The sequence below is a fragment of the Arsukibacterium sp. genome, from assembly GCF_041616895.1.
Classification (GTDB): domain Bacteria; phylum Pseudomonadota; class Gammaproteobacteria; order Enterobacterales; family Alteromonadaceae; genus Alishewanella.
Window position 1 is genome coordinate 1 of the sequence record NZ_JBFJPY010000198.1, and the last position, 2,119, is coordinate 2,119.

The window sequence follows — 2,119 nt, forward strand, 5'->3', positions numbered from 1 at the left end:
AGCATCTTGCTGGCCGGGTTAGTTACCTTTAGCCTGTTTGCCATGATGTACCTGTTGATCAAACCCCCGCTGGCTGAGCGGCCATCGCCGAAGATTTTGCCAGTGGTAGAACTCTTTATAACTCCGGAAGACCCGCCGGTTGTGGTTAAGCAGTTGCCACCACCGCCACCGCCTGTAGTGGTGCCAGAGCAGACGCCGCGCACAACGACAACGGTGACCAACCTGACCCTGCCGGGGCCGGAATGGACCGTGGCACCGCCGGTAATTGGCCCAACTGATATGACTATTGGCACTGGCAGAGATACCACGGCAACACCAGTGGTAAGGGTTGAACCCCGATTTCCGGTGGCGGCGCTGCGCGATGGCATTAGTGGCTGGGTAAAACTGAGTTTCAGTATTGATGAAAGCGGCGCGGTAACCGATGTGCAGGTGCTGCAAGCCGAGCCCAGAGGGGTATTTGACCGCGAGGCAGCAAGAGCATTGCGCCGCTGGAAGTACCAACCGCAAGTTGTTGACGGTAAAGCGATTCGCCAGACAAATTTGCAGGTAGTACTCGATTTTAATGTCGATGCTGGCTAAGCTCTGTTTAGGCATAAGGGCAGTATACCCAACAGAAGGAGTTGGCTTATGGCATGGTCTGTAATACTTCCGGGCTGGTTTAACCGCAGCAGTTGTGCCGATGAGCTGATGCAACAATTTCAGCAAAGTGGTCAGCTGCAGTCTCTGGAAAAGCTGATAATGCAATGCGGCGATGATTTATATCATTTTTTATTACGGCAAGCCGACGCCCAGCTGGCGGCAGATATTTGTCAGCAGTGCTGGTTAAAAGTATTGGAGAACCGCCATAGTTACCGCTCAGAAAGCCGTTTTAAAACCTGGTTATTTACTCTGGCCAGAAATGCTCTGGTGGATGAGCTGCGTAAGCAACAGCGCTGGCAGTTTACCGAGAGCAAAGATGACGAGCTTAACACCGGGCAATGGCGCCAGGCTCAGCATTGTATTGCTGAGCAACTGGCGCTGTTGCAGCAAAAAGAGCGTTTAGCGCTTGCGCTGGCAGCCTTGCCAGTGCTGCAACGTGAGGCCATATTATTGCAGCTGGAGGAGTTTAGCCTGGACGATATTGCCCAGATAACCCGCGAGCTGCCAGAAACCATTAAAAGCCGGTTACGTTATGCGCGCGAACGCTTAGCGCAGCTTATGGGAGAGGATAATGTCTAAGCCAGATTCAACCCCAGGTTCTGAGAAAAAGGTGACAGATAACGTGAGAGACGATAGCGCACTACGCAACGCCTATGCCGCGCTTAAAGCAGAGCAACCTATGCCTCAGGATCTGAAGCAAGGTATTTTACAGCAGGCAAAGCGCTCAGACAGCCAGCGAAACTGGCGTTCGTGGGGATATTTTTCACAGATGGCGCTCGGTGTTGCGGCTTTAGTCTTAGTGCTTAGCTGGGTTAATCCTGTTACGCTGCCGGGTGTTTATCAGGGCTATTATCAGATTGAAACGCTAAACAGTGCGCCAGCGAGTAACCGCGATTCGGCTACGGTGCAATGGCACCATTTAACTGCGTCGGCAGCGCCAACGGAATTGATACGTGCAGAGCAGGAAGCTTCAGGGCAGCCAGTTGCAGAACAGCAGCAGTTGCAAACGCTGCGTCTGCAAACCCTGAAAGCTCAGCAGCGTCAATTGCAGCGTGCCGGTGAGCTGAATATTGCCATGTCGCGCCAGATAGGCTTACTTACGCAGCATAAAGACTCCTGGCAAATTGCCATGTGCGATAAAATGCAGCTGAATGTGGCAATGGAACTGGTGCAGGAGCTTAACACTATGTTGCAGATTGAGCCGGCGTTGCAACCGCAATGGGTTGAGTTACAGTTTGCGCCGACCGGACATATCCTGGCTATTGCAGCCTTGCCGAAGGCAAATGCTTTGCAACAGTGTCCAGCGGTGTAAGGCGCTAACGTAATAAATATCGCAATACACACCGTCATGTACTCAATATACAAAAGGAACCTTGCAACTGATGTTATTACAGGCTACCGACAGTATGGTGTTGCTGATTGATCTTCAGCAAAAGCTGGCACCGGCAATTGCAGATGCCAAGCAAGTAGAGCAGGCTGC

The 2,119-nt window shown here is 52.1% G+C and carries 3 protein-coding genes; all 3 read left to right on the forward strand.

Annotated features, from left to right (window positions below; genetic code table 11):
• A partial coding sequence (locus tag ABY802_RS16720) for an energy transducer TonB (RefSeq protein ID WP_372628248.1) occupies nucleotides 1–579 on the forward strand: 579 nt, incomplete at its 5' end.
• Between the two features lie 48 nt (nucleotides 580–627).
• Nucleotides 628–1,218, forward strand: a complete 591-nt coding sequence (locus ABY802_RS16725; RefSeq protein ID WP_372628249.1) for a sigma-70 family RNA polymerase sigma factor — start codon at nucleotides 628–630, stop codon at nucleotides 1,216–1,218.
• The gene (locus tag ABY802_RS16730) at nucleotides 1,211–1,951 is read left to right on the forward strand and encodes a hypothetical protein (RefSeq protein WP_372628250.1); all 741 of its coding nucleotides are present in this window, start codon (nucleotides 1,211–1,213) and stop codon (nucleotides 1,949–1,951) included. The genes ABY802_RS16725 and ABY802_RS16730 overlap by 8 nt, the downstream gene beginning before the upstream one ends.
• Nucleotides 1,952–2,119: the final 168 nt, after the last annotated feature.